19 protein-coding genes are annotated in these 26582 nt (G+C 38.7%); 9 read left to right on the plus strand and 10 right to left on the minus strand.

Going from position 1 to position 26582, the window contains the following annotated elements; all coding sequences use genetic code 11:
• The first annotated feature begins 119 nt into the window (after positions 1–119).
• Genes dnaB through PH4a_RS05245 form a run of 3 tightly spaced genes read left to right on the plus strand, consistent with a single transcriptional unit; the run spans position 120 to position 3912 of the window.
• Complete coding sequence (gene dnaB / locus PH4a_RS05235) at positions 120–1529, plus strand: replicative DNA helicase (RefSeq protein WP_064721276.1); 1410 nt, start codon at positions 120–122, stop codon at positions 1527–1529.
• A gap of 41 nt (positions 1530–1570) precedes the next feature.
• Positions 1571–2662, plus strand: a complete 1092-nt coding sequence (gene alr / locus PH4a_RS05240; RefSeq protein ID WP_129038291.1) for an alanine racemase — start codon at positions 1571–1573, stop codon at positions 2660–2662.
• A gap of 53 nt (positions 2663–2715) precedes the next feature.
• Positions 2716–3912, plus strand: coding sequence for an amino acid aminotransferase (locus PH4a_RS05245; protein WP_129038293.1), 1197 nt, complete (start codon positions 2716–2718; stop codon positions 3910–3912).
• Positions 3913–4008: 96 nt separating this feature from the next.
• Here the strand turns inward: PH4a_RS05245 and PH4a_RS05250 are convergent, their stop codons facing one another.
• From PH4a_RS05250 to uvrA, 3 genes are all read right to left on the minus strand, one after another.
• Complete coding sequence (locus PH4a_RS05250) at positions 4009–5358, minus strand: L-cysteine desulfidase family protein (protein ID WP_129038295.1); 1350 nt, start codon at positions 5356–5358, stop codon at positions 4009–4011.
• Positions 5359–5421: 63 nt separating this feature from the next.
• Positions 5422–6753 carry an SLC5/6 family protein gene (locus tag PH4a_RS05255; RefSeq protein WP_064721280.1) on the minus strand — a complete coding sequence of 444 codons (1332 nt, stop codon included), beginning with the start codon at positions 6751–6753 and terminating at the stop codon, positions 5422–5424.
• A gap of 664 nt (positions 6754–7417) precedes the next feature.
• Positions 7418–10252: an excinuclease ABC subunit UvrA gene (gene uvrA, locus PH4a_RS05260; RefSeq protein WP_129038297.1), complete on the minus strand. Its 2835-nt coding sequence runs from the start codon at positions 10250–10252 to the stop codon at positions 7418–7420.
• A 249-nt stretch (positions 10253–10501) separates the two neighbouring features.
• Between uvrA and PH4a_RS05265 the strand changes: the two genes are divergently transcribed.
• Both PH4a_RS05265 and zur read left to right on the plus strand, forming a co-directional pair.
• Positions 10502–11032: a single-stranded DNA-binding protein gene (locus PH4a_RS05265; protein ID WP_129038299.1), complete on the plus strand. Its 531-nt coding sequence runs from the start codon at positions 10502–10504 to the stop codon at positions 11030–11032.
• Positions 11033–11366: 334 nt separating this feature from the next.
• Positions 11367–11897, plus strand: a complete 531-nt coding sequence (gene zur / locus PH4a_RS05270; RefSeq protein ID WP_129038301.1) for a zinc uptake transcriptional repressor Zur — start codon at positions 11367–11369, stop codon at positions 11895–11897.
• Between the two features lie 98 nt (positions 11898–11995).
• On the opposite strand, the gene lexA is transcribed toward zur, so the two are convergent.
• The gene (gene lexA, locus PH4a_RS05275) at positions 11996–12607 is read right to left on the minus strand and encodes a transcriptional repressor LexA (protein WP_064721284.1); all 612 of its coding nucleotides are present in this window, start codon (positions 12605–12607) and stop codon (positions 11996–11998) included.
• Between the two features lie 127 nt (positions 12608–12734).
• Positions 12735–13106 carry a diacylglycerol kinase gene (locus PH4a_RS05280; RefSeq protein WP_129038304.1) on the minus strand — a complete coding sequence of 124 codons (372 nt, stop codon included), beginning with the start codon at positions 13104–13106 and terminating at the stop codon, positions 12735–12737.
• 130 nt (positions 13107–13236) lie between these two features.
• Between PH4a_RS05280 and plsB the strand changes: the two genes are divergently transcribed.
• On the plus strand, positions 13237–15720 hold the full coding sequence (plsB, locus tag PH4a_RS05285; RefSeq protein WP_129038306.1) for a glycerol-3-phosphate 1-O-acyltransferase PlsB: 2484 nt from the start codon (positions 13237–13239) through the stop codon (positions 15718–15720).
• Positions 15721–15836: 116 nt separating this feature from the next.
• Here the strand turns inward: plsB and ubiA are convergent, their stop codons facing one another.
• From ubiA to pgi, 3 genes are all read right to left on the minus strand, one after another.
• Entirely contained in the window at positions 15837–16691 is an 855-nt protein-coding gene (gene ubiA / locus PH4a_RS05290; RefSeq protein WP_129038308.1) for a 4-hydroxybenzoate octaprenyltransferase, read from the minus strand.
• Positions 16692–16720: 29 nt separating this feature from the next.
• The gene (gene ubiC, locus PH4a_RS05295; RefSeq protein WP_129038310.1) at positions 16721–17230 is read right to left on the minus strand and encodes a chorismate lyase; all 510 of its coding nucleotides are present in this window, start codon (positions 17228–17230) and stop codon (positions 16721–16723) included.
• 220 nt (positions 17231–17450) lie between these two features.
• Positions 17451–19097 (minus strand): glucose-6-phosphate isomerase, encoded by a 1647-nt coding sequence (gene pgi / locus PH4a_RS05300; RefSeq protein ID WP_129038312.1) that lies wholly within the window; start codon positions 19095–19097, stop codon positions 17451–17453.
• A 265-nt stretch (positions 19098–19362) separates the two neighbouring features.
• On the opposite strand from pgi, the gene lysC reads away from it, so the two are divergent.
• The 3 genes from lysC to PH4a_RS05310 all read left to right on the plus strand — a co-directional run bounded on the left by lysC (position 19363) and on the right by PH4a_RS05310 (position 21688).
• Positions 19363–20736, plus strand: a complete 1374-nt coding sequence (gene lysC, locus PH4a_RS05305) for a lysine-sensitive aspartokinase 3 (protein ID WP_129038314.1) — start codon at positions 19363–19365, stop codon at positions 20734–20736.
• A 135-nt stretch (positions 20737–20871) separates the two neighbouring features.
• Positions 20872–21048 carry a hypothetical protein gene (locus PH4a_RS18130; protein ID WP_164971532.1) on the plus strand — a complete coding sequence of 59 codons (177 nt, stop codon included), beginning with the start codon at positions 20872–20874 and terminating at the stop codon, positions 21046–21048.
• Positions 21049–21115: 67 nt separating this feature from the next.
• On the plus strand, positions 21116–21688 hold the full coding sequence (locus tag PH4a_RS05310; RefSeq protein WP_129038316.1) for a hypothetical protein: 573 nt from the start codon (positions 21116–21118) through the stop codon (positions 21686–21688).
• Positions 21689–21756: 68 nt separating this feature from the next.
• On the opposite strand, the gene PH4a_RS05315 is transcribed toward PH4a_RS05310, so the two are convergent.
• Positions 21757–22338: a hypothetical protein gene (locus tag PH4a_RS05315; protein ID WP_244212935.1), complete on the minus strand. Its 582-nt coding sequence runs from the start codon at positions 22336–22338 to the stop codon at positions 21757–21759.
• Between the two features lie 120 nt (positions 22339–22458).
• Positions 22459–26139 (minus strand): methionine synthase, encoded by a 3681-nt coding sequence (metH, locus tag PH4a_RS05320; RefSeq protein WP_129038320.1) that lies wholly within the window; start codon positions 26137–26139, stop codon positions 22459–22461.
• Positions 26140–26582 lie beyond the last annotated feature (443 nt).

Below are 26582 nucleotides of genomic sequence, written 5' to 3' on the forward strand. Positions count from 1 at the left end.
AGCGTTCTAAAGACCTGAAGAGATAATGACAAATGAAAGTTATTTCTACAAGGCACAGATAATTGGGTTAGCGTATACTGAAGCGCTGATTGACTTTTTTTCGACTTTGCGCAGGATTTATGGCCAGAAATAAGACCACTGACAAGCTGATGTCTGATATCAAAGACCGACAAATGGAGGGGCTGAAACTTCCTCCCCATTCGCTAGAAGCCGAACAGTCCGTGTTAGGCGGTCTGATGATAGATAACGAACGTTGGGATAATGTCTCTGAGCGTGTTACCGCAGAAGACTTTTATAGCCGACCTCACCGTACTATTTTCATGCAGATGCAACGGTTGCTCGAATTAGGTAAACCTATTGACCTAATTACTTTATCAGAAGCATTAGAACAAAATAACGAATTAGAAAATGTTGGCGGTTTTGCTTATTTAGCAGAGCTTTCCAAAAATACGCCAAGTGCGGCGAATATCAATGCTTATGCTGATATCGTCCGAGAGCGTGCCGTTGTTCGCGATATGATAAAAGTTGCCAATGAAATTGCAGATGCTGGCTTTGACCCACAGGGTCGCACCAGTGAAGATCTTCTTGATTTCGCTGAATCAAGAGTGTTCCAAATTGCAGAAACTCGCGCCAATAAAGACGAAGGCCCAAAAGCTATTGATGCTATTTTAGAAGAGACTGTCGAAAAAATAGAACAACTGTATCAAAAGCCTCATGATGGTGTTACCGGTGTTTCAAGTGGTTATCAAGACTTAGATAAAAAAACAGCAGGATTACAAAAATCTGACTTAATTATTGTTGCAGCTCGTCCTTCTATGGGTAAAACCACTTTCGCGATGAACTTATGCGAAAACGCAGCAATGACAGAAGATAAACCCGTATTGATCTTTAGCTTAGAGATGCCAGGCAACCAAATCATGATGCGTATGTTGGCATCCCTTTCACGGGTTGACCAAACAAGAATTCGTACCGGTCAGCTTGATGATGAAGATTGGGCTCGAATTTCAAGCACTATGGGTATTTTGCTTGAAAAACGCAATATGTATATTGATGACTCTTCTGGATTAACGCCGACTGAAGTGCGATCTCGGGCTCGCCGTATTTATCGTGAGCATGGTGGTTTAAGCCTTATTATGATTGACTACCTACAGTTAATGAGAGTACCTTCACTCTCTGATAACCGTACTTTAGAAATTGCTGAAATTTCGCGTTCTTTGAAAGCACTAGCTAAAGAACTGCAAGTTCCTGTCGTTGCACTTTCACAGTTAAACCGTAGTTTGGAACAACGTGCTGATAAAAAACCAGTAAACTCTGACTTACGTGAATCAGGCTCTATCGAGCAGGATGCCGACCTTATTATGTTTATTTATCGTGATGAGGTTTATCACGAAAATAGTGATTTAAAAGGTATTGCCGAGATAATTATTGGTAAACAGCGTAATGGCCCTATTGGTACAGTACGACTGACATTTAATGGTCAGTGGTCTAGATTTGATAATTACGCAGGTCCTTCTTACGACGAAGAATAACGACCTAGCATGACCTCAATTAGAAGGAATTTTGGAATAATATGAAAGCGGCAACTGCAGTGATAGACCGCCGCGCTCTGCGTCACAATTTTCAGCATGTGAGAGACTATGCACCACATAGCCGCCTGATAGCTGTCGTGAAAGCAAACGCTTATGGCCATGGGTTACTAGAAACAGCGTTCACCTTAATGGATAACGCTGATTGTTTTGGTGTTGCGCGTATAGGAGAAGCACTCATACTGCGTAGTGGCGGTATTGTTCAACCTATACTGCTGCTAGAAGGCTTTTTTGATGCCGCAGATTTGCCTATCTTAGTTGTTAATCATATTGAAACAGTTGTCCACAGCATTGAGCAACTTGATGCTTTAGAACAAGCTGATTTAGAAGAACCTGTAAAAGTGTGGATGAAGCTAGATACAGGTATGCATCGTTTAGGTGTTCGGCCAGAAGATGCTGATGCTTTCTATCAGCGCCTTTGTGCTTGTAAAAATGTGCAGCAACCTGTCAATATTGTAAGCCATTTTAGCCGCGCGGATGAGCCTGAAATTCCTGAAGTAACACTGAATCAAATCAATCTATTTCAAAACTTTATCCAAAATAAAACAGGAGAGAAGTCTATCTCTGCTTCTGCTGGTATTTTATTTTGGCCACAAGTCCACTATCAATGGGTTCGCCCTGGCATTATCACTTATGGCATTTCACCTACGGGTGATGAAAAAACAGGAACTAACTTTGGTTTAATCCCCGCAATGACACTCAAAACTAGTTTAATTGCTGTACGTAAACATAAAGCTGGTGAACCCGTCGGTTATGGTGGTACATGGGTAAGTGATAAAGATACTTATCTTGGTGTTATTGCCATAGGTTATGGTGATGGTTATCCACGTAGTGCACCTTCAGGTACGCCTATTTGGATTAATGGCAGAAAAGTACCTATTGTTGGTCGTGTTTCTATGGATATGATCAGTGTTGATCTGGGCTCTGAACTTATTGATCATGTAGGTGATGAAGCTATCTTATGGGGTGATGTGCTGCCTGTTGAAGAAATTGCCAGATATAGTGGTATTAGTGCCTATGAGTTGATCACCAAATTAACCTCTCGCGTCATTATGGAATACCTAGACGAACGATAATACACAAGATATTGTATAAATCTGACACACAAAAAGTGATTGGAGAATAAGCCGTGTTTCAACAGGTTGAAGCGTTTCCGGGAGATCCCATTCTCTCATTGATGGATGTTTATAATAAAGACCCGCGTCAGGATAAAATTAATTTAAGCATTGGTCTTTATTATGATGAAGAAGGCAAAACCCCTATTTTAGGAACTGTTTCTGTTGCGCGTCAGCAACTCAACGCCATGACACCCACCGCAACACTTTATTTACCGATGGAAGGCCTCGCACCTTATCGCAGTGAAATACAGGCATTACTCTTTGGTGCTGATAATCCACTGATAGCCGAGAAAAAAATAGCGACAATACAATCGCTAGGTGGATCAGGTGCATTAAAAGTAGGTGCTGATTTTCTACATCGCTACTTCCCTGAATCACAAGTTTGGATTAGTGATCCTACATGGGATAACCACGCCTCTATTTTTGCTGGCTCTGGCTTTAAAGTGAATTACTACCCGTATTTCGACCCAGAAACCAAAGGCGTTAAATTTGAAGCGCTACTAGATTGCTTTAAAAATCTACCAGAAAAAAGCATTGTACTCATGCACCCTTGTTGCCATAACCCAACAGGTTCAGATTTAACCACACAACAGTGGGATCAAATCACCGAAGTATTAAAATCCCGCCAAGCAATTCCATTTTTAGATATTGCTTATCAAGGATTTGCTGAAAATTTAGATGAAGATGCTTATGCTATTCGTACTATGGCTGCAGCAGGGTTGCCTGTGTTAATCAGTAACTCATTTTCAAAAATTTTTGGTATTTACGGTGAACGTACCGGCGGATTATCGATTGTTTGTGGTAATGCGACAGAGTGCGAACACGTTTTAGGTCAGCTTAAAGCTGGGGTGCGTCGTATTTACTCAAGCCCAGCTAATTACGGTGCTCAAATTGTTAATCAGGTACTTTCAGACCAAGTATTAACTGCGCAATGGCAAAAAGAAGTTGCTCATATGCGTGATCGCATTAAAGAAATGCGCACAACACTTGTTGAAGCACTTAAAGTTGCACTACCTGAAAAAAGCTTTGATCACTTATTGCGCCAACGTGGCATGTTTAGCTATACCGGATTTTCACAATCACAAGTTGATAGACTACGTGATGAATTTGGTATTTATTTGGTTGGTACTGGTCGTGTTTGTATGGCTGGTGTGAATACTAATAACGTGCAACGCATTGCTCAAGCCTTTGCTGCCGTGAGTATCTAAATGAAAAGAGACCTACTAATAAAAATAAGTAGGCCTCTTCTTTCACTGTTTTTTACTACATCACAATCTCTACTGCCATTTTAGGCTTTTAATCTATTATAGGCTGACAGCTTGCTTATTTTCCCCAGCATTTCGACGTGCCTTTTCTTCCATGATCTCAATAATTTGAATATCTGTATGCTGCATAGCATGAGTTGCTAATGCACAAAGATTTGCGATTGAGCTATCGACATCGTCACTCACAATTCCGTCAGTTCCTGCAACACCTTGATTTTGCATCGCCATTAAGACAGCCTTATAAGCTGACGCAGCACTGCTCGATACCTTCATGGCACAACTATTAGAAGCACCATCACAAATGATGCCGCTAATGTCGCCAATCATACTGTTGATAGACATACTGACGGTATTAAAGTCTTTTGTGAGTAACCATGCCATTCCTGCGGCGGCTCCCATTGAAGCGGTAGTCGCAGCACAAAGAGCAGAAAGTGGCGGGAAATGACTATGAACATAAATCGCCATTAAGTGTGATAAAACTAACGCACGTAATAGAGTTTCATCATCGGCCTTAATAAATTCGGCAACAACCATTACAGGCAATGTCGCTGCAATACCCTGATTACCTGATCCTGAGTTACTCATTGCAGGCAATACAGCGCCCCCCATTCGCGCATCAGATGCAGCAGATGCACGTATCATGATTTCATTAAGTAAATCCTTACCTAATAAACCTTTTTCCTGCTGACAAATTAAAGTACGGCCAATAGCTAATCCATAGGCATTACGAAGCCCTTCTTCTGATAACGCACCGTTTAAGTGAGCAGCATCAAGCATAAACTCGATATCACTTACCGGAACATTCAGTGCAAATTGATAAATATCTTCTGCACAAACATCAGTAAAAGGTTTATCACTAGCACATTGACTATCATTTGTTAGCGATGTTTTATCTTCTGCAAAAACAACGCTGCCATTGCATTCACAACGAACAACATGTGTATGCTCTCTAGCAATACTGACTGTTGCATAACCAGACAAGCCATATACTTTAGCTTCAGAGTAAAGTACGTCTTCACAAGGTGATTTCACACCCACTGTAACCTTACCTTGAGCAACCAGTGTTTTAGCTTGCGCTACTGCATCGGGAGAGGCTTTTAGCAGAACTTCTAATCCTGCTTCGGGATCTCCACCTGTGGCACCAAGTGCAGCAGCAATAGGCAAACCGGCCATTCCCGTTCCAGGCACTGTTACGCCCATTCCGTTTTTCATTAGATTTGGTGAAACCCATGCTTCAATACGTATAACTGACTCACCTAACAATGCAGTGGCTTTCGCGGCTGCAAGTGCTAACGAAATCGGCTCAGTACAACCTACTGCGGGTTTCACACCTTCACGTAATTGACGAACAAACTGTGACCATAAATGAGAATTTCTATTCTGGCTCATAACCTAACACCTTGGATTAATTGTAGTTTCTAAAAAAACTCCTGATAAAACCGAAGCTGGCGACTATGAGAATGCCAAGAACGGAGAGATGCAGAGCAGTAAACCAGTAAAGATAATCAGGTAAAGTGAAGCACCTTTGTATTTATGCAACATCGGTACTTTATAAACCAAATAAGCAGGGATAAGACAACCCACCATACCGAAGATTGGGCTACAAATTGAAGTAAAGCTCAGTACAGGTGCGTTAAGGATGATTGCCCCCCATGCTAATAGCACAGCGAAAATCATGATGCCGTTTTGTACCCATTTTTGGTTAATGTTTTCAGCGGGAATATAACGCTGAAGGATGTTCATCACAATCCCTTGCGTTGCTTCACGGAAACCTAAGTAAACACCAAAGAATGCAGTCATTACTGCGAAGATGTTTAGCATTACGCTAACAACCGTTACCCAACCACCAGGGAAGAATTTTGCAGCAATTGCTAAAGCAGAAATATTTTGTTCGTAAGCTTTAACCGCTTCATCATGGCCCATTGCTAAAGTGAATGAGATTGCATAGAAGAATACAGTACAGAACAGCACACCAAAGGCGATATTCATTGCACGCAATGCTTTATGACGAGCAACTTCACGATTTTTATTGCGGCCACGGTAAGAAATCACCATTGGACTCAATGTCTGAATAAATAGGATTGAAGTGAGTGTAAATGGTAGTGTAATAATCGCTTCTTTAATTAAACGTCCTGCTGGTGGTAACGCACCAACGTTGTAAAGATGCCACATACCAATCATTGAGATCCCTAATGCAGCAACCACAAGCAGCTTAGTAAGTACCATGAAGCTGGATACTTTAAACAATAATTGTTCACCACGAGAAGAGATAGCCACTAATGCACAGATTAAAATCAGACCATAGAATGGGTTTTCTGATAATAAGCCTTCTGTCACACCAAAGGTTTGTAGGTAAGAGGCACTGTCGTTAGTAATAGCAGTTGAATAAACAAACATCCAAATCACTAACATAACGAAGTAAAGCGCACCTAATAAAATTCCCCAGTTTTTACCAAGGTAACCGGTAATAACACTAGGATAGTCTTTACATTCTGGAGATTCTGCCAACGTATTGATAAATAAACGTTGGAATAAATACATTGCTGGATAACCGATAACGGATGAAAGTAAGAAAACCCACAATCCCATTAAGCCAACCTGAACAGGTAAAAACACAATACCTGCACCGATAGCCATACCGATACTCATAATAACCCAGCCCACATCATTGCTGTCGAATTTAATTGCTGCGCGCCATTGTTCTTCAGTCATACCTGCGCGGCGTGCACCAGCACTAGTTGCGGGATAGCTTGTTGTCTCTGTTTTTGAGGAAGCCGTTTCCATATTAGTACTCACTTTTTATATTGTAATTGTAAATAGCAAAACGAATTTTGGGGGTAAAAAAAGGTATTTTCATATTGCGATGACACAATAACCTTACAGCTTGCAGGTATTTCTAGTTATGGCTAAATGATAGGGAATATTACGGAGAAAAAAGTTGTTATAAATCGTGATAGATAGAAATGAATTGGAAAAGTTTTCTCTTGTAAGGAGAAAAGTAGGATTATCTGTTCAAAGAGAACAGTAAATAATAACCTTCCACTTATCGCAACCCTTATAAAAACATAACCACTTGATAAAATTGAAAAACTTACTATTGTTATACAATGTTAGTCAAGTATAACAATTGAAACAAATCCCTAAATAAACTGTGCTGTCTATCACGATACCCTATGATAATCTTTTCTATTTAACATCTTTCTACCGTATTTAGTTAATCTATAGTTAAAAAACAGCATATTTAACTATTTAATTTGTTTTTCATAAAAAAAGCTCATTTAGATGATAAAAATATATGAAGAGGATTATAGGCAGAAAGGGACATTCTTCCAGGAGAATTAAATTCTACAATATTGCTTTGATTTTTTTTGAAAGAAAAAGCGCTACAAAATGTCATTGACTGACAATCTGTAGCGCTTAGATTATAAAGGAATAACTAAGTTAGTTATTAATAACCACGTTCTAAAATTGGCTTCAAGAATCTTGCTGTATGTGAGCCTTCAAACTCAGCGACTTTTTCTGGTGTGCCTGATACTAAAATCTGCCCACCACCGCTACCACCTTCAGGCCCTAAATCGATAATCCAGTCAGCCGTTTTAATAACATCAAGATTATGCTCAATCACAACAATAGTATTACCTTGATCTCGTAGCTGATGAAGCACTTCAAGTAACAGTTCAATATCAGCAAAATGAAGTCCCGTTGTGGGTTCATCCAGAATATATAGCGTTTGCCCTGTACCACGTTTTGACAATTCTTTCGCCAGTTTGACTCGCTGAGCTTCACCACCAGAAAGTGTTGTGGCTGATTGTCCCAAACGGATATAAGAAAGCCCGACATCAATAAGCGTTTGTAATTTACGTGCTAAAGCAGGCACCGCATCAAAAAAATCTCTCGCTTCTTCGATAGTCATGTCTAACGCTTCGTGAATATTCTTTCCTTTATATTTCACTTCCAATGTTTCACGGTTATAACGCTGACCTTTACATTGATCGCAAGGTACATATACATCTGGCAAAAAGTGCATTTCGACTTTAATAACACCATCGCCTTGGCAAGCTTCACAACGTCCGCCTTTTACGTTAAAACTAAAACGACCCGGTGTATAACCACGAGTACGAGATTCAGGCACTCCTGCAAATAACTCACGAATAGGCGTAAATACACCAGTATAAGTTGCAGGGTTTGAACGAGGAGTTCGTCCTATTGGGCTTTGGTTAATATCAATAACTTTATCGAAATGCTCTAGGCCTTCAACATCTAAATAAGGTGCGGGAATGATATTAGTTGCACCATTTAATTGGCGCTGTGCGATAGGGAATAACGTGTCATTAATTAACGTTGATTTCCCTGAACCTGAAACACCAGTAATACACGTGAATAATCCAACAGGTAATTTCAAATTAACGTTTTGTAAGTTATTCCCTTTAGCACCTAAAATAGTGAGCATTTTCTCACGGTCAACAGGTACTCGTTGTTTGGGTATTTCAATACGGCGTTCACCACTTAAAAATTTACCAGTGAGTGAATCGAGATTATTAATGATGTCTTCTAGTGTTCCTTGAGCAACAATTTCACCACCATGAACACCCGCACCTGGCCCAATATCAATGATATGATCAGCGGCACGGATCGCGTCTTCATCGTGCTCAACCACGATCACAGTATTACCTAAATTACGTAAATGGATCAATGTCTCAAGTAGGCGATCATTATCTCGTTGATGTAACCCAATTGAAGGTTCATCTAATACATACATTACACCCACAAGACCTGCACCAATTTGGCTTGCCAAGCGAATACGTTGCGCTTCACCGCCCGATAAAGTTTCAGCAGAACGAGAAAGTGTGAGGTAATTTAGACCCACATTAACTAAAAACTTAAGTCTGTCACCAATCTCTTTCAGCACTTTTTCAGCAATCTTAGCGCGTTGACCGCTAAGTTTTAAATTTTGGAAAAAGGTCATCGCATGACCAATACTATAATCAGCAATTTCAGGCAGCGTCGTGTTTTCAACATACACATGACGCGCTTCACGGCGCAAACGTGTACCACCACAAGAAGTACAAGAACAATTACTAATATATTTAGAAAGTTCTTCACGTACCGCGCTTGATTCTGTTTCGCGGTAACGGCGTTCCATGTTATTTAATACACCTTCAAATGGATGATGACGAACAACCACATCACCACGATCATTAGTATATTTAAATTCAATATTTTCTTTGCCTGACCCCGTTAAAATCACTTTTTGGATATTATCTGGCAGTGAATCAAACGGCGCTTCAACATCGAAATGATAATGTTCACCTAAAGATCGTAACATCTGAAAATAGTAGAAATTACGACGATCCCAGCCTTTAATAGCACCACCAGCAAGAGAAATTTCACGATTTTGGATGACTAATTCCGGATCAAAAAATTGTTGTACACCTAAGCCATCACAAGTAGGACAAGCACCCGCTGGGTTATTAAATGAGAATAAGCGAGGTTCTAATTCGCTCATGCTATAACCACACACTGGACAAGCAAAATTAGCAGAGAAAACAATATCTTCAGCGTTACTATCGTCCATATCAGAAATAACAGCAGTGCCGCCAGAAAGCGCTAATGCGGTTTCAAAAGATTCCGCTAAACGCTGCGCTAGATCATCTCGCACTTTAAAACGATCTATGACTACTTCAATAGTGTGTTTTTTCTGTAGCTCTAGTGTTGGTGGATCAGAGAGATCACACACTTCGCCATCAATACGTGCACGAATATAACCTTGTGTAGCAAGGTTATTGAGCAACTTGATATGTTCACCTTTTCGCTCTTTAACAACTGGGGCAAGCAACATTAAGCGCTTACCTTCTGGTTGTTCTAAAACGTTATCTACCATTTGGCTGACGGTTTGTGCCGCTAATGGAATATCGTGATCAGGACAACGAGGCTCACCAACTCGCGCAAATAATAGACGCAAGTAGTCATGAATTTCAGTAATAGTACCCACCGTAGAGCGCGGGTTATGTGATGTCGATTTCTGCTCTATCGAAATAGCGGGTGATAAACCTTCAATATGATCAACGTCTGGCTTTTCCATTAATGAAAGAAACTGGCGAGCATAAGCTGAAAGCGATTCAACATAGCGTCGCTGTCCCTCTGCATAGAGGGTATCAAAGGCTAAAGAAGATTTGCCTGAGCCAGAAAGCCCCGTAATAACAATAAGTTTATCGCGAGGAATGACCAAATTGATATTTTTTAGATTATGGGTGCGAGCGCCCCGTACTTCGATTTTATCCATGAACATATCCCGGATTAAGAGAGTCGCCGAAAAAGAAATAATCGGATTATTATTACACAAAACCAACTGAATGGATATACAGTATATAAAGTGAAACTTGATGATAATGTAAACACACAGTTTGAAACAAAAAATCTCGACGACCTCCTCAAATGAGAAATTCATCAAGTTCATATTCAAATTTTAGCGTACGTGATAAACTTATTCGCTTATGATTTCAAAAAATTTACTTTCGCAGGAGTACCGCACATGGCGAGCAGAGGCGTAAACAAAGTTATTCTTATCGGTAATTTAGGGCAGGATCCAGAAATCCGTTATATGCCTAGTGGTGGTGCAGTAGCAAACCTGACACTGGCAACTTCAGAAAGCTGGCGCGATAAACAAACCGGTGAAATGAAAGAAAAAACCGAGTGGCACCGTGTGGTAATTTTCGGCAAGTTAGCTGAAATTGCAGGCGAATATCTGCGCAAAGGTTCACAAGTTTATATCGAAGGCCAATTACAAACTCGTAAATGGCAAGACCAAGGTGGTCAAGACAGATATAGCACTGAAGTTGTCGTTAATATCGGTGGCACCATGCAGATGTTAGGTAGCGGCGGTCGAGGACAAGACAACGCACCTTCACAAGGTGGTCAAGGCGGTTGGGGTCAACCACAACAGCCACAAGCATCACAACAATTTAGCGGTGGTGGCACACAATCTCGCCCTGCTCAACAACCTGCTGCCCCAGCACAAAGCAACGAACCCCCTATCGACTTCGATGATGATATTCCGTTCTGATAGATTTATCTAAGAACTGGTTCGTAAAGAATTAGCCCAGCTTATCGCTGGGTTTTTTATAATTAGCGAATTATATTTTTCTTATATAAAGCGCTTTACCTAATAAAGCAGCCTTATACTAGGTGTGTAAAGTAAGCACACACCATTCACATTTATAATCCAAACCAAATACAAAACTGCTTTTTTATCCAAATAAAACACCAATAAACAATGTGTAACAACAAAATAAACAAGCAAAGTTATTTTCATAAAACCCCACTTTACACAAAGGTTTACTCTTGAAAAATATGGTAGGATCTGGGCAATTAATAACGTCTGAGAGCATCTTATCCCCATGAATGAAGAGAAATTGCTCGCTCAGGCAGAAAAGATCTGCCAGAAACGAGGTGTTCGCCTGACTTCACAACGTCTGGCAGTATTGCGTCTGATCATGCAGCAACCTTCTGCTATCAGCGCCTACGATTTATTAGATTTACTACGCCAAGTTGAGCCACAAGCAAAACCGCCAACGGTTTACCGCGGGCTAGAATTTTTACTCGAGCAAGGATTTATCCATAAAATAGAATCCACCAATAGTTATGTGCTGTGTCATCATTTTGATGATATTGAGCACACTTCTGTGATGTTGATTTGTGATCGCTGTTTATCTGTTACTGAAAAAAACAGCCATAAAATCGAAGATGCGATAGCAATTTTAGCAAAGGATGGTGGTTTTCATTTACGCCATAGTGTGATTGAAATTCACGGCTTATGTTCACAATGCCATGAAGCACAAGAGTGTACACATCCTGAAGGTTGTCATCATGACCATAGTATTGATGAAAATCTTAAACATAGAAAAACGGGCGACTATAAGCCACGTTGATAGCGTTTAGAACAAACAAAAAATGCAGATGATTTAGTGAATAAACACATCATCTGCATTTTTATAAAATAAGTTGTTTTGACTTACTTTGGTACAAATTATAACCATTCACCGTTACGAATAACACCTACCGCTAAACCTTCAACAGTAAAGCTTTGTTCACGTAAATCGACAATAATGGGTGAAAACTCAGGGTTTTCTGCATGAAGCTCAATTTTATTACCGCTTTTCTTAAAGCGTTTTACCGTAACTTCATCTTCAATGCGGGCAACAATAACTTGTCCGTTATGTACATCTTGGGTTTTATGCACAGCAAGTAAGTCGCCATCCATAATACCAATATCTTTCATCGACATACCATTAACACGTAATAAGAAGTCTGCACTTGGCTTAAATAATGCAGGATCTACTTGATAATGGCTTTCGATATGTTCTTGCGCTAAAAGAGGTTCACCAGCAGCAACTCGCCCAATTAATGGCAAGCCATCTGGCTCTTCTTCTAGTAGCAAACGGATACCTCTAGATGCACCAGAGATAATTTCTATCACGCCTTTACGAGCAAGAGCTTTTAAGTGCTCCTCTGCCGCATTTGGTGAGCGAAACCCAAGTTGAGATGCTATTTCAGCCCGTGTTGGTGGCATACCCGTTTGCGAAATGTGATCACGAACCAAATCGTAAACCTGTTGCTGCCTTGCAGTTAATGCTTTCATTCCGCCCCCTGTTTGTTTATACAGTCAGACTGTGAGTATATACAGGTATATGCAGATTTGGAACCACAAATGAATATAAAACACTCATCTTTAGATTATTTTCAGGCTAAAACCGACTTTTTTACCTTTAAGAGAAAAAATGTCCCCAAAGAATAGTTCCCCAAGTAAATAATCCCAATATAATAGCAATAAGAACGGCGGCAGAGCCCATATCTTTGGCTCGTCCTGAAAGTTCATGATATTCAGGGCCAATGCGGTCTACAACGGCTTCTATTGCGCTATTAACCAGTTCTAAAATAACCACCAGCACGACGGAACCGATGAGTAAAATGCGCTCTAGCCCACTGACATCAATGAAAAATGTAAGGATAATTGCCACTAACATTACAACGGCTTCTTGTCTAAATGCAGCTTCATTAAGCCATGCCGCACGAATGCCCTTGTATGAATAACCACCCGCTTTTATGATCCGGGTAAAACCTTTATTTTGATTAGCCATAATAAACTCTATCGAAAACAAACTATTAATTTGCCACTTTTCTCTATTAATATTGTCACAGCACCACAGATCTCAGAAAGACTTTCTGTTATGCTTTCAAAGTATTGCTAATAAGAGGCTACAACTATTTATGTCAGCTTGGCGTAAAATATATTATAACACATTGAATTTACCACTAAAATTACTGGTAAAAAGCAAACGAGTCCCGACTAATCCTATCACAGAATTAGGGTTAGATACGTCGCGATCTTTCCTTTATGTTCTGCCTTATCATTCTAAGGCTGACTTACTTACATTACGACAGCAATGTTTGTCTTTAGGCCTGCCTGATCCACTGCAGCCAATAGACATTAGCGGAACCAAATTACCTGCCTACGTCTTTATTGATGATGGCCCAAGGCTCTTTCGCTATTATTCACCAGACCCGCGTAAAGACTCGGTAAAAACGTTTCATGCGTATCTCGATGCTCATCGCAATAATCCTCATCTTGATATAGAGATGTTGCCTGTTTCTGTGATGTTTGGTCGATCTCCTGGTCGAGAAGGTCATAATGGCGTTCCTCACCTAAGATTGCTTAATGGGATCCAGAAATTTATGGCGATCCTGTGGCTTGGACGAGATAGCTTTGTTCGTTTCTCGCCAACCGTCTCGATGCGAGATATGGCAAATGAACATGGCACTGATACCAGTATAGCGAGAAAACTTGCACGTGTTGCTCGTATTCACTTTTCTCGCCAACGCCTCGCTGCGGTTGGTCCTAAGCTGCCAGCGCGCCAAGATCTCTTCAAGAAATTATTGGCATCAAAAGCCATTGAAAAAGCAATTGAAGATGAATCAAAAGCGAAAAAAATCTCGTTGGATAAAGCTCGCAAAAATGCCACTGATATTATGGAAGAAATTGCAGCTAACTTCTCTTATGAAGCCGTGCGCATTAGTGACCGAGTATTAAGCTGGACATGGAATAAGCTCTATCAAGGTATTAACGTTTACAACGCTGAACGTGTTCGCCAATTGGCACAAGATGGACATGAAATTGTCTATGTACCTTGTCATCGTAGTCATATGGACTACTTGCTTCTTTCCTATGTCCTTTATCATCAAGGGTTAGTACCACCGCATATCGCAGCAGGAATTAACCTTAACTTCTGGCCAGCAGGCCCGATATTTCGCCGTTTAGGGGCATTCTTTATACGAAGAACCTTTAAAGGCAATAAGCTTTATTCCACCATTTTCCGTGAATATTTAGGTGAGCTATTCTCTCGTGGATACTCTATTGAATATTTTGTTGAAGGTGGACGTTCACGAACAGGCCGATTGTTAGATCCTAAAACAGGAACTCTTTCAATGACTGTTCAAGCCATGTTACGCGGTGAAACTCGTCCTATTTCTGTAGTGCCTATTTATATTGGTTATGAACACGTTATGGAAGTGGCTACTTATGCCAAAGAATTACGTGGTGCAACTAAAGAGAAAGAAGGCTTTATGCAGATGATCAAAGGGTTACGTAAATTGCGTAATCTGGGTCAAGGCTATGTTAACTTTGGTGAACCTATCTCTGTAGCACAATATCTTAATCAAATTGTGCCACAATGGCGTGACGATATTGATCCTATCGAGCCACAACGCCCAAGCTGGTTAAACCCGGCGGTAAGCTCGTTGGCTGATAACATTATGGTGAATATTAATAACGCGGCATCGATTAATGCGATTAACCTCGTTTCAACAGCACTACTCGCATCGCGTCAGCGTGCGCTCACCAGAGAACAGCTGTTAGAGCAAATCGATAGTTATCTTCAACTGTTGCGCAATGTTCCATATTCGAGCGATATGATTGTTTCTGATAAAAATGCTGAAGCATTATTAGAACATGCACTGCAAACAGATAAATTCCAAGTCGAAAAAGACAGTCTTGGCGATATCGTGGTACTTCCTCGTGAAAGTGCGGTATTAATGACCTATTATCGCAATAATACGATTCACTTGGTGATAACTCCGTCATTGATCGCCAGTATTATTCTGCACCACGAACGTATCCATCGTGATGATTTAATGAAACAGGTTGAGTTAATTTTTCCTCTTATCAAATCGGAGCTATTTATCCGTTATGAAAAGGAAGAACTTCCTGAAGTCATTAATACTCTGATTGCGGAACTGTGTCGCCAGCGTCTTATTAGTTGTGATAATGATGGCTTACTACGTATCAATCCAGCACGTATTCGCCCATTACAACTTTTAGCTGCTAGTGTGAGAGAAACCTTACAACGCTATGGCATTACCCTCTCTTTACTGAATTTCGCACCAGAAATCAGTCGTTCTTTACTCGAAAAAGAGAGTCGTATCTTGGCTCAGCGTCTTTCCGTGTTGCATGGTATTAATGCACCTGAATTCTTTGATAAGGCAGTATTCTCAACATTAGTCTCGACGCTACGCGAAGAAGGCTATCTCAACGATAATGAAGATATCCTAAAAGCAGATGCTTCCGCGCTTTATCAAGTGATTGCGAAATTGATGTCACCTGAAATTCGTTTAACCATTGAAAGCGTAGGCATTGCTGAAGATAACAATACAGCAATTCCTGAAGATAAAGAGACGACCAAGCAAGCTGATAAATAATTGCTTATATAGATTGAGTTTGGCAACAATATTAATCTAATAAAAAGTAAAAGGGATAAGCCGTGGCTTATCCCTTTTTATTTTATAAATCACTAATAGTTAGCAGTAAACTCAACTTAAAAATAACTAAATACAATACCCGCAAATAAAACAAAGCCAACATAGTTATTATTCATAAAGGCTTGAAAACACGGGGCGCGTTCACGCTCTGCAATAAGTTTTTGTTGATAAATAAACAGCGCTGTAACCAATAAAAGAGACCAATAATAGATACCTTTTAGGTTTAAAATAATACCGATAGCCACTAATAGCGCTAACATTATTAATTGTAAAATACCAATAATAATTTTGTCGTAACGACCGAATAAAATCGCAGTAGATTTCACGCCAATTTTCAAATCATCATTACGATCAACCATTGCATATTGTGTATCGTAAACGACTGACCAAATAATATTGACCAAAAACAGCAGCCAACATACAAAAGGCAAGCTTTCAGAAACAGCAGCGAATCCCATTGGAATTGACCAACCAAATGCCATACCTAAAATAAGTTGAGGTAAATTACTGAATCTTTTTACAAAGGGATAAAACCATGCCAGCGCTAATGCAGCAACAGATAACCAAATGGTCATCGTATTTAATGTCAGCACTAATCCAAATGAAAAAAGAACCAAAACAATAAAGATTATTTTGCTCTCTTTTTCTGTTACGACTCCACTAGGTAAGGGTCTGTTTTTAGTTCGTTCAACACTGCCGTCAATTTTTCTGTCAGCAAAGTCGTTTATTACACACCCAGCGGCACGCATAGAAAACACACCAATAGTAAATACAATCAGGATATGCCAATCAGGAAAGCCTTTTGCGGCAATCCATAAAGCCCAATAAGTTGGCCAAAGTAATAATAGCGCTCCGATAGGCTTATCTATACGCATTAAACGGCTATATGCCTGCCATTTATTGTGCGTCATACTTCCCTCCAATTTTTAGCTCCCCTTAACTACTTTTCATACACTGGTGATGCTGGTAAGAATACCTCGGTTAATAATAAAGGTTTATCTGAAAGCTGGAAACGAGAACGGCGTAACCAATACCCATTTTGTTGCCCAATATGAATAAAATCACGACTTAGTGTCGTTTCCTGAAACAAATAGCGCCCAAGAGGAACCGTTCTCAAATTCACAAGTTTGCGATCTTCACCTGTCAGTGTCTCTTCTGGTACTAAAGTACGTCCTAACAACCAAGGCACATCATCACCACACAACACAACTTCTCTTAACCAATAGCGCCGACTTTGAGGTAAACAAGCGCTCTCCTCATCGGGTTCAATAATATCGATAAATCCTTCTTGATAAGGCATTACCGTGACTTTTTGACAATGCTGCTCAAAACGCCGAGTCATCGAGCCTAATTCCATTAACCAACTTAATGTCTCTTCTTCGACATTAGATTGTTCCTCATTAGATAGCCAATGGATAGGTATATGGGTAATTATTGATTTCTTGAGCATTCTTTCATCATCAAATGTTGATGATCCTAACTTTGTGAATCATTATGCCTTAAGGATATCATGATGTGACTAGCGGAAGTTAAAAGCTAATAACATTTCGCATAAATAACCTAAAAAATAGCTAAGAACAGGAAATTATCCAACAACTTCCAATAAGAAAAAAAGGAGGTTATATAAACCTCCTTTTATCTAACCTATTACATACACTCGTTTTATTTTATTAACGCCATGCTTTATAACGATTAATTAGGTTATTTGTTGAGCTATCATGGCTGTTAACACTTTCCTTACCTTTTAATTCAGGAAGAATTCGATTAGCCAATTGTTTTCCTAACTCAACCCCCCATTGGTCAAAGGTGAAAATATTAAAAATAACGCCTTGAACAAAAATCTTATGCTCATACATCGCAATTAATGCACCCAATGAATAAGGGGTGATCTCTTTCAGTAAAATAGAGTTTGTCGGACGATTACCTACAAAAACTTTAAAGGGTGCAACATAATCCATAGTTGCAGGATCTTTTCCTGCTGCGGCAAATTCAGCGTCAACTTGTTCACGAGTTTTACCAAAGGCCAATGCCTCTGTTTGTGCAAAAAAGTTAGACATCAACTTAGCATGGTGATCACTTAATGGATTATGACTAATTGCAGGCGCAATAAAATCACAAGGGATCATTTTTGTACCCTGATGAATTAATTGGTAAAACGCATGCTGACCATTGGTTCCTGGTTCACCCCAAATAATAGGTCCAGTTTGATAGTTAACTACGTTACCATCGCGATCAATATACTTACCATTTGACTCCATATTGCCTTGTTGGAAATAGGCGGCAAAACGATGCATGTATTGATCGTATGGCAGAATCGCTTCAGTTTCTGTGCCAAAAAAATTGTTATACCAAATGCCAATCAGCGCGAGGATCATTGGTAGGTTATTTTCAGCAGCTGTCGTTTGGAAATGGTTATCCATTGCATGAGCACCTTCCAATAATTGCTCAAAATTATCATAACCAACGGAAAGTGCGATAGACAAACCAATAGCTGACCATAATGAGTAACGACCACCAACCCAGTCCCAAAACTCAAACATATTCGCAGTATCAATACCAAACTTTTCAACTTCAGTACTGTTAGTTGATAACGCGACAAAATGTTTGGCAACAAAGGCACTGTCTTTTGCTGATGCTAAAAACCAGTCTCTTGCTGAATGCGCATTAGTCATGGTTTCTTGCGTTGTAAATGTTTTAGAAGCGATTAAGAATAGTGTTGTTTCTGGGTCGCATTTTTTCAATGTTTCTGCGATATGCGTACCATCAACATTAGAAACAAAATGCATAGTAAGGTGATTTTTATATGGGCGCAGCGCTTCCGTCACCATATAAGGGCCTAAATCTGATCCGCCAATCCCGATATTGACCACATCAGTAATTGTTTTACCTGTATAGCCTTTCCATTCACCACCAATAATACGCTCACTGAATTTTTTCATTTTATTCAGTACCGCATTAACTTCTGGCATGACATCTTTACCATCAACAATCACTGGGGTATTGCTACGATTACGTAATGCCGTGTGTAATACGCCACGATCTTCAGTACGGTTAATTTTTTCACCAGCAAACATACTTTTTATCGCGCCAGCAACATCACATTCCTTAGCTAAAGCCTGTAATTTTTCTAATGTTTCTTCCGTAATTCGGTTTTTTGAAAAATCCACTAGAATTTGATCTGAAAACGTTTTGGAAAAGCGTTCAAAGCGAGATGGATCCTGTGAAAACAATGTTTTCATTTCAGTGTTTTTGATCACTGAAAAATGGTCTTCTAATGCCTTCCATGCCAAGGTATGAGTTGGGTTTACATTTTTCATTCACAATACTCTCTTAAGGTTTCAATCTAATCTCATCAGATTGTAGCCTGACATTTAATAGTTACAGTCTATTCTTTCTCATTTGATGATATTGGTCAAAAGCATCCAGTAATTCTAGTACTAATTACTAACATAGGTAAAAACGATAATAATAGAGTGATTATTAATTAAATTGATTATTCTTCACTCTGCATTGACTCTCTATTCAATAACCGATATTTCTAATTGTGTCCAACATCTCATTTTTGCCTAAAGGAATACGACAATGACCGATAATACTGCTACGCCTTCTTCTTCGCCTTACACTATTGCTAAATTTGGTGGCACAAGTGTTGCAAACTATTCAGCAATGGAAAAATGTGCAGATATTATCCTGAAACAAAAGTCAGTACGTGTTGTGGTCCTTTCGGCTTCTGCAGGTATCACTAACCTATTAATTGAACTGGCAGCAGGTGTTGAACCATCTCAACGAGAAAAATTACTTAAGCAAGTGCGTGATATTGAGTATGCCATTATCAACCAGCTATCTCAGCCTGAAATTATTTCTCAAGAAATAAATCGATTACTTGAGAATATTGAAATGTTGTCAGAGGCGGCCTCATTAGCAACTTCTGATGCATTAACAGACGAGTTAGTCAGCCACGGTGAATTAATGTCAACATTACTCTTTGTTGAACTATTACGTGAAAAAGGCGTGCGTGCAGATTGGTTTGATGTCAGAAAAGTAATGAAAACTAACGACCTATTTTGTCATGCAGAGCCTGATATGACGCAATTAACCGAACTCACACAAAGCTTAATTCAACCACGTCTAGAAGAAACGGTAATTGTGACTCAGGGCTTTATAGGTCAAGAATCGAAAGGACGAACCACGACATTAGGTCGGGGCGGTAGCGACTATACCGCAGCATTAATTGGCGAAGCGTTAGGTGTTTGTCGAGTGGATATTTGGACTGACGTTCCTGGTATTTACAGTACAGACCCAAGAATTGTGCCGCAAGCACATCGAATCGACCAAATTGCCTTCGATGAAGCCGCTGAAATGGCTACCTTCGGTGCTAAAATATTGCATCCAGCCACGCTATTACCGGCTGTACGCAGTGGTATTCCCGTTTTTGTAGGTTCAAGTAAAGCCCCAGAAGAAGGTGGCACATTGGTTTGTGCACAAACTGAAAACCCACCTGTTTTTCGTGCTATTGCACTGCGTAGAAAACAAACTTTACTCACATTACACAGCCTGAAAATGCTTCATGCACGAGGCTTTTTAGCTGAGATATTTACTATTTTATCGCGTCACCATATTTCTGTGGATGTGATAACCACATCGGAAGTGAGCATTGCTTTAACGCTAGATACAACCGGCACCACAAGTTCTTCAGGAAGCTTATTAACTAATGCGTTATTAACTGAGCTTTCAGCCCTGTGTCGTGTTGAAGTTGAAGAAGATTTAGCTTTAGTCGCAGTGATTGGTAACGACTTATCACAAGTGAATGGATTAGGCGTTAAAATCTTTGGCGCATTAGAAAACTACAATATTCGAATGATCACCCACGGCGCAAGTACACATAATCTTTGTTTATTAGTAGATGGCAAAGATGCTGATAATATCGTGCGTAAACTGCACGATACGTTGTTTTAATTAAATTATTTTGAGAGAGATAATTTTTACCTCTCTCAAAATTCAACCTTTATTATTGAAAAGGTGTAAGCTTTAAAGAGCTTCATTTAATAATAATTAGAATTAAAATCTAATTTTATTAATGGAGTAATAAAAATGAAAATTGGTGATAACCTTTGTAACGTTATCAAAAACAGTGCAGAAAAAATAACATCTTTTAACGCAAAGAATACTTTAAATAAAATAAAAAATCAGCTTTCCTCGGTCGAAAACTCAAATCAGATTTATACAACAGTAGAGAAAAATACGATCTCTATTTTGAAAAAAAATTGAGCTAAAAAATTCTTCTCCTCATGATATAGAATATAATATTTTATTAGATAAAAAATGTATCGAATCAATGATAAAAATCAATAATGCATGTAAAAACAAAAATATAGCTACAATCAAACAATACCGAATACTATTAAATAATCTTGAAAAAGAACATAAGAGAAAAATAAGTCAAGAAAGTGAAATAAGTAAAAGAGAAATTCTTTTGGAAAAGAAAGAAAAGCTATTTAATAAAATAGAAAAGCCCAACAAAAAATTAAAAGAAATGATTAATGCACATTATCAATGCTTTCAGGAAATAACAAAAGAAATTGAAAATATTGATGGTAAAAAAATCCCTGAAAAAATAAATGAATATAACAAATATAAATCCGAAATTCTTGATAAAATAAATAACTGTGAAATTGACAATGAAGATTTAAAGAACCTTACTGAACTTAGGCAATATGTAAAAAAACTTCAAGAACATGATAATAATCTAAATAAGTTTATTGAAAGCACAAATAATATTACTCACAGATATAAACATGAATTAGACATACTTAGCGATCGCTATTTAAAATTACCTGATGATGTAATTTTAAATATGCTAAATTATCATATGGATAAATTAAAAGAAATGAACCTACAAATTAATTAATATTTTAAATAAAGCTAAATTAAAACATTCTAATAGGCTTCTTTTTTGGAAGCCTATCTTTTAACAAATTAATAAACCCGATAACCGCCATATTTTTTAGCAAATTGATTAAATTCACCAAAATCAATTAAGGCAATTTCTAAAGAACGATGAGCTAGATGAGACATCTTTGCTATTTTCTCAACAAAAACACGATTTTCTTCAAGTAGTTTCGTTGTTAATGTTGACGCTATAATTTCACACTCTTTAGTAGTAATAATCCAACCATCATTCGTGGCAAATTTATAAATAGGAATGCAGCCTTCTTTTTCACTCTCTTTAGCTAAAATTGCTTCTTCTTCTTTCATTGCTTGTTTAAATAACTGGATCTCTTCTTCAACAGGTTCTGGTGATGTAGGAATTTTATGATAAATATAGTCACCAACTTCTTCTATTCTCGCGGGTGTCATTTCAGCTTTAAGCCAGATTTTATCAAATGCTTGATCGTCAATAATGGCATCGATATCTAAAGCACCCGTTAACTGCATCAGATTTAAAAAAGCATTAATTAATACTTCATTTAATGGATAAGTACCTTTAACTAAGGTAGGAAAAGGAAGCTCAGTGCCAGCAGGGGGGGGTTGCTGAAGGTATAAAGTATAGCTCATCATAATATCCTTTTTTCTGATACAGACACACAGCTTAAACAGGTTTAATGGGAACTGCCAGAAAAAACCAAAGAGAGAGTAATATCTCTTTGGTTTTTAGAGTAACTTAAGTTACTCATTAGATCATTGCGCATCATACCCCAAATTAGGTGCTAACCAACGTTCAACTTCGCTGATACTCATCCCTCTGCGTTTAGCGTAATCTTCTACCTGATCTTTTTGAATTTGAGCTACTGCAAAATATTTACTCTCAGGATGACTGAAATACCAACCCGAAACAGAAGCTCCTGGCCACATCGCATAAGCATCGGTTAGTTTCATACCAATGCGATTTTCCACATCAAGCAATTGCCAGATTTTAGCTTTTTCAGTGTGCTCAGGGCAGGCCGGATAACCTGGTGCTGGACGTGTACCTTGATACTTTTCTCTAATTAACTCGTCATTAGAAAGATTTTCATTAGGGCTATATCCCCAAATTTTCGTTCTAACTTGCTGATGAAGATATTCAGCAAAAGCTTCTGCTAACCTATCTGATAACGCTTTTACCATAATTTTATTGTAATCATCATGAGCGTTATCATAAGCCTTTGCCAATGTATCTTCTTCAAGCCCACCCGTTACCGCGAAAGCACCAAAGTAATCAGCAACCCCACTTTCAACTGGTGCCACAAAATCAGCTAAACAGTAATTAGGAAACTCTTTTTTCTCTGTTTGTTGACGTAAATGACAACAGTGTAATAACTCGGATTGCCGACTTTCATCTTGATAAATCACAATATCATCACCAAGGCGATTAGCTGGAAATAAACCTACTATTCCTTTTGGCGTTAATCGTTTTTCTTCACTCAGTTTATCAAGCATAGCATTGGCATCAGCAAATACACGTTTCGCCTCTTCACCAACGACTTCATCTTCTAAAATACGTGGATATTTTCCTGCTAATGACCAAGTCATAAAAAATGGCGTCCAATCAATATATTCACGCAATATTTCAATGCTTGCAGTTATCTCTTGTACACCTAATTGATTTGGTTTTGGTGGTGTATAATCTTGCCAATCAATCTGCAATGCATTGGCTCTAGCAATTTCTAATGAAACAGGCGGAGTACGCGGTTTCTTTCTTGCATATTGCTGGCGTACCACTTCATATTCGCGACGCGTTTTCGCAACAAAATCCGCTTTTTGCGTTGCCGATAATAGTGCTGCAACCACGCCCACTGTGCGCGATGCATTCTGTACATAAACGGTAGGATGACTGTAATTAGGTTCTATTTTCACTGCGGTGTGCGCTTTTGATGTAGTTGCGCCCCCAATCATTAATGGTAATGAAAAACCTCGCCTTTCCATCTCTTTTGCCACATTTACCATTTCATCAAGCGATGGTGTAATAAGTCCAGAAAGCCCAATAATATCGACTTTTTCATCAATAGCAGTTTGTAAGATTTTATCGCAAGGTACCATTACGCCTAAATCAATAATTTCATAGTTATTGCACTGCAATACCACACCAACAATATTTTTACCGATATCGTGAACATCACCCTTTACGGTTGCTAATAATATTTTACCCGCTGAACTACCCGCTTGTTTTGATGCTTGAATATAAGGCTCAAGATAGGCGACAGCCTGTTTCATCACTCTTGCTGATTTTACCACTTGAGGTAAAAACATTTTACCTTCACCAAATAAATCACCGACCGTATTCATACCATTCATCAACGGCCCTTCAATAACCTCAATAGGGCTTGAAGTTTGTTGGCGACATAATTGCGTATCTTCAATAATAAATTCCGTTATGCCTTTTACTAATGCGTATTCTAAGCGTTTTTCAACATCCCATTGCCGCCATTCGGCAAGTTGATGGTTTTGTTCATCACTTTTAGTGCCTTTATAACGCTCTGCCAATGCGAGTAGATTATCCGTGCTATCTTCATGGCGATTAAGGATCACATCTTCCACCGCATTACGCAGTTCGTCTGGCAATGAATCGTAAATAGCGAGTTGTCCCGCATTTACAATTCCCATATCCATACCGTTTTTCACTGCGTAATAAAGAAAAACCGAGTGAATAGCCTCACGAACAGGATCGTTACCACGAAAAGAAAATGAAACATTAGAAACACCGCCAGAAATCAAGGCATAAGGCAATTGTGCTTTGATATCAGCGCACACTTCAATAAAATCTACTGCGTAATTATTATGTTCAGCAATACCCGTCGCAACGGCAAAAATATTTGGATCAAAAATAATATCTTCCGCTGGGAAATGGGCTTCTTCCGTTAATAGTTGATAAGCACGACGACAAATTTGAATTTTACGCTCTCGGGTATCCGCTTGCCCCACTTCATCAAATGCCATAACCACAACAGCCGCGCCGTATTTACGTACCAATTTAGCGTGTTCAAGAAAAGGGAGCTCACCTTCTTTCATCGAAATTGAATTCACGATCCCTTTGCCTTGAATGCATTTTAAGCCTTGCTCGATAACTTCCCATTTTGAGGAATCAATCATAACTGGCACTTTAGCTATATCTGGCTCACCAGCTATCATATTAAGGAAACGAGTCATAGCTTCAATGGCATCTAACATGCCTTCGTCCATATTGATATCAATTATCTGCGCGCCATTTTCAACTTGCTGGCGCGCGACATCGAGCGCTTCTTGATATTGCCCCTCTTTTATTAAGCGCTTAAATTTTGCTGATCCAGTGACGTTAGTTCTTTCGCCTACATTCACGAATAGCGAGTTTTTATCAATAATTAATGGCTCAAGACCCGAAAGGCGGCAAGCCTTTTTAATACTTGGTAATTGTCTTGGCGGAATATCTTTTACAGCTTGAGAAATTGCATAAATATGCTCAGGTGTTGTTCCACAACAACCACCAACAATATTTAAAAATCCGGCTTCAGCCCACTCTTTAATTTCTGCAGCCATTTCTTTCGCATCTAAATCATATCCACCAAATGCGTTAGGCAACCCAGCATTAGGGTGAGCACTGACATAAGTTTCAGAAATTTGCGAGAGTGTTTGAATATATTGGCGTAATTCTTTAGGGCCTAAAGCACAATTTAAGCCAAAAGAGAGCGCATCGGCATGACGCAATGAGTGATAAAACGCTTCTGTCGTTTGACCTGTTAACGTTCTTCCTGATGCATCGGTAATAGTGCCAGAAATCATCACAGGAAGGTCAATATTAAGTACTTCAAATTCACTTTTAATCGCAAAAATAGCAGCTTTAGCATTGAGTGTATCGAAAATAGTTTCCACCATAATTAAATCGATACCACCTTTTACTAATCCGCGAATAGCTTCTCGATAAGCAACCACCAGCTTATCAAAAGAAGTATTACGAAAAGCAGGATCATTTACATCAGGAGAAATAGACGCTGTACGATTTGTTGGCCCTAAAACACCAGCAACATAACGCGGTTTTTCTGGCGTTAAAGCGCTCCATTTATTTGCGCTACTTTTGGCTAAACGAGCGGCTTGTTCATTAATTTCGGCGCATAGTGATTCCATTTGGTAATCAGCCATGGCAATAGACGTTGCATTAAATGTATTAGTTTCAATGATATCAGCACCGGCTTTGAAATAAGCATCGTGAATATCACTGATAATTTCAGGCTGAGTCAAAACAAGGAGATCGTTATTACCTTTTACATCACAACACCAATTAGCAAATCGCTCGCCACGATAATCGGCTTCGTTTAATTTATACTGCTGGATCATGGTACCCATTGCACCATCAAGCACTAATATCCGTTGTTTTAATGCTGCAGTAAGTTGTTGAGTTATGCTTGCCACATTATTATCCTCGTAAAAAGACTACTTTTGTTATTTTTATTTCGTTGTTTTTTTATCCTACCATATCTTTTTATAAAGATTTCTAAGACAAAGATGAGAGATTTTCATCTTCATTATAAAATTATTGATAACGAAAAAAGGACAACCCTAAGTTATCCTTATTAAAATTGCTTATTCGTATTATTTTAAAATATTTATTAATCATAAAAAATAAAAATGAAACAACCAAGAAGTAAATTATTTACAGTAATTAAAAATCTTCCAATCAAATATACTTAATAGGTGTAAAAAGGATTATTTAAATTATAAGAAATCTATTAAATCCATTTTTTAAAGATAAAAACACCAATTTTGATCTTGATAATAACGATTCATCATTTTTCAATTTATTAATCTAGTTTTATATCCATCGAAATGTGCGATAACCTACAAAAACACACAGA

Source organism: Proteus hauseri (genome assembly GCF_004116975.1).
In the GTDB taxonomy this organism is placed as follows: Bacteria; Pseudomonadota; Gammaproteobacteria; order Enterobacterales; family Enterobacteriaceae; genus Proteus; species Proteus hauseri.

Coding starts and splice junctions, on each gene's coding strand:
- dnaB (WP_064721276.1), top strand. CDS start 120: ATGGCCAGAAATAAGACCACTGACAAGCTGATGTCTGATATCAAAGAC.
- alr (WP_129038291.1), top strand. CDS start 1,571: ATGAAAGCGGCAACTGCAGTGATAGACCGCCGCGCTCTGCGTCACAAT.
- PH4a_RS05250 (WP_129038295.1), bottom strand. CDS start 5,358: ATGAGCCAGAATAGAAATTCTCATTTATGGTCACAGTTTGTTCGTCAA.
- PH4a_RS05255 (WP_064721280.1), bottom strand. CDS start 6,753: ATGGAAACGGCTTCCTCAAAAACAGAGACAACAAGCTATCCCGCAACT.
- uvrA (WP_129038297.1), bottom strand. CDS start 10,252: ATGGATAAAATCGAAGTACGGGGCGCTCGCACCCATAATCTAAAAAAT.
- PH4a_RS05265 (WP_129038299.1), top strand. CDS start 10,502: ATGGCGAGCAGAGGCGTAAACAAAGTTATTCTTATCGGTAATTTAGGG.
- zur (WP_129038301.1), top strand. CDS start 11,367: ATGAATGAAGAGAAATTGCTCGCTCAGGCAGAAAAGATCTGCCAGAAA.
- lexA (WP_064721284.1), bottom strand. CDS start 12,607: ATGAAAGCATTAACTGCAAGGCAGCAACAGGTTTACGATTTGGTTCGT.
- PH4a_RS05280 (WP_129038304.1), bottom strand. CDS start 13,106: ATGGCTAATCAAAATAAAGGTTTTACCCGGATCATAAAAGCGGGTGGT.
- plsB (WP_129038306.1), top strand. CDS start 13,237: ATGTCAGCTTGGCGTAAAATATATTATAACACATTGAATTTACCACTA.
- ubiA (WP_129038308.1), bottom strand. CDS start 16,691: ATGACGCACAATAAATGGCAGGCATATAGCCGTTTAATGCGTATAGAT.
- ubiC (WP_129038310.1), bottom strand. CDS start 17,230: ATGCTCAAGAAATCAATAATTACCCATATACCTATCCATTGGCTATCT.
- pgi (WP_129038312.1), bottom strand. CDS start 19,097: ATGAAAAATGTAAACCCAACTCATACCTTGGCATGGAAGGCATTAGAA.
- lysC (WP_129038314.1), top strand. CDS start 19,363: ATGACCGATAATACTGCTACGCCTTCTTCTTCGCCTTACACTATTGCT.
- PH4a_RS18130 (WP_164971532.1), top strand. CDS start 20,872: ATGAAAATTGGTGATAACCTTTGTAACGTTATCAAAAACAGTGCAGAA.
- PH4a_RS05310 (WP_129038316.1), top strand. CDS start 21,116: ATGATAAAAATCAATAATGCATGTAAAAACAAAAATATAGCTACAATC.
- PH4a_RS05315 (WP_244212935.1), bottom strand. CDS start 22,338: ATGATGAGCTATACTTTATACCTTCAGCAACCCCCCCCTGCTGGCACT.